The sequence below is a fragment of the uncultured Fibrobacter sp. genome (assembly GCF_946062555.1).
In the GTDB taxonomy this organism is placed as follows: Bacteria; Fibrobacterota; Fibrobacteria; order Fibrobacterales; family Fibrobacteraceae; genus Fibrobacter.
On the sequence record NZ_CAMGVQ010000098.1, the window covers coordinates 1 to 7,961 of the forward strand.

Genomic DNA, 7,961 nt, shown 5'->3' on the forward strand with positions numbered 1-7,961 from the left:
TGAAATTTCTAAGTTGAAAGCTGTTTTCGATCTCAATGATTTCTTTGAAAAATTTGCTCCCGGAGTTGTCTGCACTTATCGTTATGTGACGAGAAAGGAAAACTTTGATTTTTGCAAACTCTCGGATCTATTGCGTCTTGCGGAAACGGACTGGGAAAATATTGTAAATGCTATAGCAGAAGAATATTATGTTCTCTATTGCTATGAAAGTGAAGAAGACAATGGTGATAATACGGATGATGAACAGGCTGAACAAGAGCCGAATTCTGGTGAAACTCCGCAAAATAATGATGAACCTGAAAATGTCCCTGTCGAAACGGCTGAAACGCTTCCTCCTTGTGCGTTGCCTGCAGAATTTCCGGGCAACAATGTGGAACTGAAAAAAGTTATTTATGTCCGCAAACTTTCAGAGCAGATTATTGCATGGTTCCCGCAACAAGCCTTGTTATGGGATTTGAAAAAACGTTTTGTAGACTCTAATTGGGAAAAAGTCTGTGAAGAGCTAATGACTGCTAAGTGGGAAAAATTCTCGCTTTCCGATACAGATTTGGGAGAATACGTTGGCGGGGACGATTCTTTCTTTGATATTGTCGGAGTCGAACTAGAACCGGATCCGGAACCTGTTGCGTTAGAAGAAGATGAACTTGATGAATCGGCAGGTAATCAAGGAGAGAATGGTAACCAGAATCCCGAAGTGCCTAATGCAGGAGAAGATTCATCTGAATTAAGCGAAGATGAAATAAGAGACAAAGTAAGAAAACAAAATAAAGAAAAAATCTTGCAGCTACAGCGACTTTATCACCTGACCGAAAGCGCAGAAGCAATAACCTATCTCATCAACCATGGTTTTAGATCAGCTTACCAGATTTCTACATTGAGCGAAAACGATTTTGTTGCTCGACATGGTAATGGCCTCGGAAAAGTGTCTGAGGCTAGAAGAATCCATAGACTTGCTCAAAATTACATGGCAGAGGCTTCGCTCAATATTCAGGCGTATGTCACAAGTACTGTTGAAGAGCCCGTTGATGAAGATTTTTCTGACGAAGATGATGAATTTTTAGTTCCGCAAAATGAACAGAATGGACAAGAAATTCAAAATGAGACTCTTCGAGCACTACCGCGGGCACTTCCTAAAGCCAGATTATTGAAGGCATCGAAATCTACGGCCAGTACAAATACTGCTAGAATTCGCGAAGCTACCCGTGATACTATAAATTGGGCAGGATTGTTCGGTAACGTCAATTTCACGAGAGCAACGCAGGGACAATCTATACTCAGCGCCTCTGCGTATTATATAGATTTGTTGAAGTTCTTGAAGAAAAGTTCCGCATATAGCATGTTTGTTGGCCGTCGTCCTGACTACCTTGACTTGCAATTGACTAAGGCGAATGCGGAAATTCCTATGCCGACGATTGACTTGGGTATAGAGTTGTTGGAATGCTTGGTTGATGAGGATTTGGATAGTGGCCGGAAGGCAAGACTGGTTGCAAACAATAATCCTGATGGAGTAACTGCGGCAGAACTAAGGGCGGAACCTCTTGAATTTAAGACGAAAATTGGGTCTTCAATAGATACTGCTGCATGCAACCTTTTGGCAACGAAAATATATCCTTTCCAATTGCCAGCCAATTTTAGCCGAGATAAGGCGAAAAAGATTCTTTCTAACTTGTCGCTGCATTTCTATGACATTGCTGAAGCGTTGGAATTGAATGGAAATGACGCTTATGCCTGTAGAGAATTGCGTCTTGACTTTAATCAGCGCTGTCTTGTAGATTTATTGAGTACTGATGCTGAAAAACAAGACGCTCTCGCTCAATTCAATAGTCTCTACAACACCTGGGATTTGTGGGGGTTGAAGGAGTTTGCTAATAAGGTCTTGTACCCTGACAAAAATTATACTTCCGCAGGGACCTACATTGGAATTTTGCGGCGTGTTGCGATATTCATGCAGCGAACTGGTTTTACCATCCAAGATTTGAATGAAATCTTAGCCAATAAAAACTTTAGTGATGTCTGCTACAGATCGAAGGATCCAGAACTTTACCAGTTGTCAAATATCAACGGTTATGAATTTGCAGGAAAAACGACTGTAGTCAATAAAAAAGAAGTTGAAATACCTGTTGATTGGGATTCCTTCTTTAGGAAAATGGCCGTACTTGTGCACAGGAAGAATATCCTTGGTTGGTCTCTTTCCGATGTGCTTTTGACATTTAATTTGCCCCTTGAGAAACTTGATGTAATTTGCGAATTGATAGGTCGCTACGGAATCTCTGTGCAAGATGCTCTTGTCTTGGGTGGTGAACAGGAGCCTTCCGCAGATTTCATTAATTCAGTTTATCAGTTGCCGAATCTGCTAGTAAACGTGAATAAGGAAGATGATGGATATCGCCGCATTGTCCTCAAATTATTGACTCAGGGGTTAAAGCTGTCAGAAGAGGACTCGATAAGGGTCTATGGCATGATAGATGTTGATGAGAATGCTTCTCTTTTAGAAGGGCTTTTTGAATGCTATCGATACACTCTTATTGCAAAAACGTTTGGCGTTTCACTTTCAAATTTAGACAAAATTATAAAATATGGTGTATGGACCCATAGTGATTGGCACAGTCTTGAAGGAATAAGAAAATTCTCCGATGAATGGCGCTTTCTTTCGGGAACCTCCATCGATGCAGAATTTTATCTAGACCTTCTTGCACCTATAACTGAAAATGAAGAAAAGGCAGCTCGGGATTTTGCAACAAATATAGTTGTAGCGGAACTAGGCGATAGAAACGCTCCAGAAAATCAATGGGCGCATAATCTTGAGCTTTTGGTCGGTGCGGAGTTTGGCATTGCTGAAGAGGATTTTGAAACGCTTATAAAACTTAATGAGGCTTGGATTCCGTTTTATAATGCGTTCTCTACCTATTACAGTAATTTCCATATATGGGAAGACGCATTTGAGGCAGATGAAAATACGGAAATTCAGAAGCCCGAATATCCCGAAGAGCAAATTCCTGTATATGTTGACTTTGCAAGAAAAATAAGGGTGTTTAATTATATCCAAACGACGCATCAGGGCGTAAACCTGGACAATAATTTATTTGTGCAAATTGCTTTGATAGAGCAACCCTCGAATCCTACCATATCACCTCTAAACAACATGTGGACTCTTGTCTATGCTAACTATACGACAGATCGGTTGCTTTCAGGAGAGTTTAATTTAGACCTTTTGTCAAATTTGATGAAAAACGAGAATGAAGGCGATTGGGAAAAACTAGAAGACCTTTTAGCGATTGATGGCGATACGATTGAAGGATTGAGGGATGATTCTTTTGGTATGGTCGCTTCATCGTACACCAGTACCCAAGGCTGGATTAAGTTTGTAAAAGCATATGAACTATATGCCAAGACACATTGCGTTCTTTCTGATTTGGAACAACTGCTGTACGAAGATAATGCGGGCTTCAATGCTTATGTATTGCGTTTTGAGCAAACAATAAAGAATAATACCAAGGAATCCGAGTGGCTCAAATTCGCTCAAGAAATGAACGACGACTTGCGCAAGAGAAAACGCGATGCGTTGGCTGCGTATGTATGTTGGGATTCTTGTTTTGTCCCGACAAACGATTCTGAGCCAAATTCTGAATATGTAAGTCGGTATCCGCAGCAGTTTGTTGACGAAAGCGATATCTATGCCTATTACCTAATGGATGTGAAGATGGAACCTGACATGACCATCTCCCGCATCGTCCAGGCGACGGCGTCCATCCAACTTTTTGTTCAACGAGCAGAACTTGGCTTGGAAGGTCAAAATGTTTTGACAGATGAACAGCGCAGTGAATGGGAATGGATGAAGAATTATCGAGTGTGGGAGGCTGCCCGCAAGGTGTTTCTTTATCCTGAAAACTGGATTGCGTCTGATTTGCGTGATGACAAGACCCCCTTCTTTGAAGAACTGGAAGACCGTATCCAGGAATTTTCTGATGACCATGCCAGCCTTGAAAACGCCCTGTATGAGTATCTTGAAAAAGTTCGTGAGGTCTCAAGTATTGAAATTATCGGTGCAACCAAGGAAGATGGCGGCGATGAGGGTGGAATCCTTTACACTTTGCACATTGTTGGTCGCACACAGGGGGAGCCCCATACTTATTACTACCGCAAATACAAGGCGAAAGCGATTCTTTCGGGAGAGTGGACTCCGTGGGAACGATTGGATGTGGACATTCCGTCTGAAACGGTTGTTCCGGCGATTGTCAACCAACGTCTTTATCTTTTGTGGCCCCAGGTTACAATGGGGCAGCGTAATCTTGAGGCGGCCTCGGAGGGTGGCCTAGAGACGATAGAATACTATGCGCGAATCCAGATTTGCTGGACGAGTTACACGGGAACCAAGTGGACGGGAACCCGTATGACGAGCAATGCGTTGATTGATGCGTCAACAAATCAACTTGATTTCGCTCTTGGGGATAATGAAAAAATTGATGACCGTTATAATTTAAAGACGGTATCGTCGCAAGATAGTGTTGCGGTTTCTGTTATTAAGACAGCGTATCATTATCAGGAATACGAAGAAATCATTGGATCTACTGAAGTTATGGATGGCTCGACCAAGGCGAACAAGGTGACCAAGCGAGTCTATGACAAGAGCCGTCAATATTTCAAGAGAATTGCTATTATCACAGTCAAGGCGGATGGTAGCGATTTGTTGGAACATTTTACAGCGGATTATCAACCCATAGACGATTTTGCTCCAGAACGCACAAAACTTGTCCATGGAGTGTTTACCGAAGTTGACGAGTTTACATGTGGAAATAAGGGCTTTAATTACCCCGAAGATAACGCTGTCTTGAACTATACACCTGGGCTTTTCCGCATTGTTGCAACAAACCTGTCCATGTTGAAATTAGGCGAGGACGACAAGGCGGAAGATTTGCCATTCTTCTATATGGATGGTCGCCGAACCTTCTTTGTACAAGCGGTGCCGAAAGACGGCAAGGCTAATTCGAACCAGAAGAATTATAGGTTTGAATTGCTGTCGCATTCCTTGGTAGATGACTTCTACAAGCGTTATCGCGATGGTGGAACCAAATGGCTCTATACCCGCGAAACGCAGGCTTTGCCGATTTCGGACAGCTACTATTACTCCTACTCGTATTATAATTACTATTTCAGTGTTTACCTTGGCTATTATATGGCGGGTGATTGGCAGGCGTGGGACTTGGGCCAGACCATTTTCCGCTACAATTACTGGCCGAACAAGGCTAATGTCGATGGACCGTATCCCGCACCCATGGTAGATTTTGTATGGGGCGGTGCGAACGCCATGTATAACTGGGAACTGTTCTTCTATGTTCCTATGCTCATCGCCGAGAAAATGATTGCTGAACAGAGTTACGAAGAGGCTTTGCTATGGCTACAACTTGTGTTTGATCCTAGGGAAAACTATTCTTCGTATGAGAAGACCAAGTCCTTTATTCATGATTTGCCCAAGGGAGCTCGTTACTGGAAGTTCTTACCCTTCTTTGCAAATAAGGATGCCGACAAATCCGTTCTGGAAATGTTGGGACTTCCGACCAAGCAGGACAAACTCCCTGACCGTTCTGCACTTTCGTCGCTTGTGGATAAATGGAAAAATGATCCGTTCAACCCGCATTTGATTGCCCGATACCGCAATGTGGCATATCAAAAATACGTGGTAATGAAATACCTCGATACCCTTATTGGCTGGGGCGATCAAGAATTTTCGAAGGATACCACAGAATCTGTAAATCTTGCAATCCAATTCTATGTGCTCGCGGCGGAATTACTTGGCCCCAAGAATCTGGAAGCACCTGAACCGGAAAACCTTTCGCCTTTGACAGTGCGTCAATTGCTTTCACGAACGGATGATTTGGGCAATGCCTTCATTGAATATGAAAATTCTGCATTGGTTGGCAAGGATAATGCGAAAGTCTTAAGTATTCGTGCAATGGATGAACGGGCGAAGCGCACAGGGAATATCATAGAATCGATGTTCTACTTCTCTGTGCCTAGAAACGACACCTTGTTCTCTTATTGGGACACAATTGCTGACAGGCTTTACAAGATTCGCAATAGCTTAAATATTCAGGGTGTAAAGCGCACTTTGGCTTTGTTCGCTCCGCCGATTGATCCAGGAATGTTGGTGAAAGCTCGCGCAATGGGAATATCGTTAGATGCAATTCTGAATTCGACAAGCGAGAAACTGCCGATATATCGATTCAATGTCATTGTCAAACTTGCTGTCGATATGGCGAAGGACGCGTGCCAGATGGGTCGCAACCTGCTTGCAATCCTTGAAAAACAGGATGCGGAACAGTTACAGGTGTTCAAGGCGAAGTGCGACAAGGCTGTGGTTGCCGAGAGCAAGGCTGTTCAAGAAATGGAAGTCAAATCTTTGGAGGCCGAAAAAGTTCGCCTTGAAGAAAAGAAGGCTGCAAAACAGAATACTTCCAAAAAACAGAAGGCGATGCACCTTGTATCTGCTGCCGAGAAAAAGTACCAGAAGCTGATGGAAAAAGTTGCAAAAATTCAGGAAACTGTGGAAAAGGTTCGTAATATAGCGTCCGCAACCTTCAAGATGCCTGATTTCAAATTTGGTGCTGTAACCAACGCTTTTGGTGGGCCTCGCTTTGATATGGAATCCATTGGCGGTACGAAACTTGCAGAAAATCTGGTAAGTGCTGCCGAAAGTTATGCAGCAAGGTTTGCTCAACGGCAACTGGATGCGGCAAAAACCAAATTGCAGGCAGAACTGGAACGTCGCAAGAAGGAATGGACCCTGGAAGACGAAGTGGCTGATGCCGAAGTTGTCGAAGTTGAAAAGCAAGAAGTTGTAAACGAAATCAAGACTCAACAAGTCGAGAAAAGACACAAGAGCATTGAAAACGAAATTCTTCGTTCCGAACAGGCATATGAAGTTTTGAGCGAAAAGTTTACGAATAACGAACTGTATGTTTGGCTTGAGAAGGAACTCGGAAAGGTATTCAAGCAATACGTAAAACTTTTGCTTGATGTAGCCAAGATGGCTGAACGGGTTTATCATTTTGAGATAGATGGCAAAATAACTCCTGTTTGCGACTTTATAAAAAATGATTACTGGGATAATTTCCGTAAGGGCCTGCTCGCTCCAGAACGAATCTTACTTGATTTAAGGCGGATGGAAAAGGCCTATCTTGAAAATGATGTGCATGAAATGGAAATAACTAGACCGATAAGTTTAAAAGAACTGCAGGAACGAGCCGAATTGTATGATTATGACGAAGGCTTTGAAACTCCGTTGACTGATGTGAGAGCTAATTGTTCTTGTGAATTCCAGCTAACCAATAATTTCTTTACAAATGATTTTGCGTCTCATAATTTCCAGCGCATCAAAAATGTTCAGATTTTTGTAAAATTAAATGGATCAGCACCGACAGATTTGCATTATTTAAATGCAGAATTAAACCTTTTAGAAGGGTCTGTGAAAAATGGGTCTACATTCGTTCCTCTATGTGTGACAGATTCAACAATGGCTACAAGTTTGGCCCATTTAAAATCGAGAAGTAATTCAAATTCTTTTAACTCGGAAAAAAATGGCCTTTTTGAAGGGTGTGGAGCGATTTCTAAATGGTCTTTATCTATTTCTGGGCTGGAAAAAATAGGTGAAGAAGGAAACAAAGAATATCCAATAGAAGATGTGATTGTTTATTTAACTTATACAGCAAAAAAAGGTGTTTAACATGCGTAAATTTTTATTGTGTTGTGTTGTTGCAGGGCTATTTGGGGCTTGTGGTAATCCTGGAACATCCGATGACAACCCGATTATACCCACATATTCATCTTCATTTGAAAAGGAATTCAAGTCTTCCTCTTCAAGTAACGGGGATTCTTCCAGCACGGAAATTTCTTCGTCGAGTACGGAGAACAAGTCTTCCTCTTCAAGTAACGGGGATTCTTCCAGCACGGAAATTTCTTCGTCG

At 42.3% G+C, this 7,961-nt stretch carries 2 protein-coding genes; one reads left to right on the plus strand and one right to left on the minus strand.

Annotation, left to right across the window (positions count from 1 at the left end; translation table 11 throughout):
• Nucleotides 1-13: 13 nt before the first annotated feature.
• Complete coding sequence (locus tag Q0P86_RS16075; protein ID WP_295040881.1) at nt 14-7,720, plus strand: neuraminidase-like domain-containing protein; 7,707 nt, start codon at nt 14-16, stop codon at nt 7,718-7,720.
• On the opposite strand, the gene Q0P86_RS16080 is transcribed toward Q0P86_RS16075, so the two are convergent.
• A partial coding sequence (locus Q0P86_RS16080; protein WP_295040882.1) for a hypothetical protein occupies nt 7,691-7,961 on the minus strand: 271 nt, incomplete at its 5' end. The two genes, Q0P86_RS16075 and Q0P86_RS16080, sit on opposite strands and share 30 nt — an antisense overlap.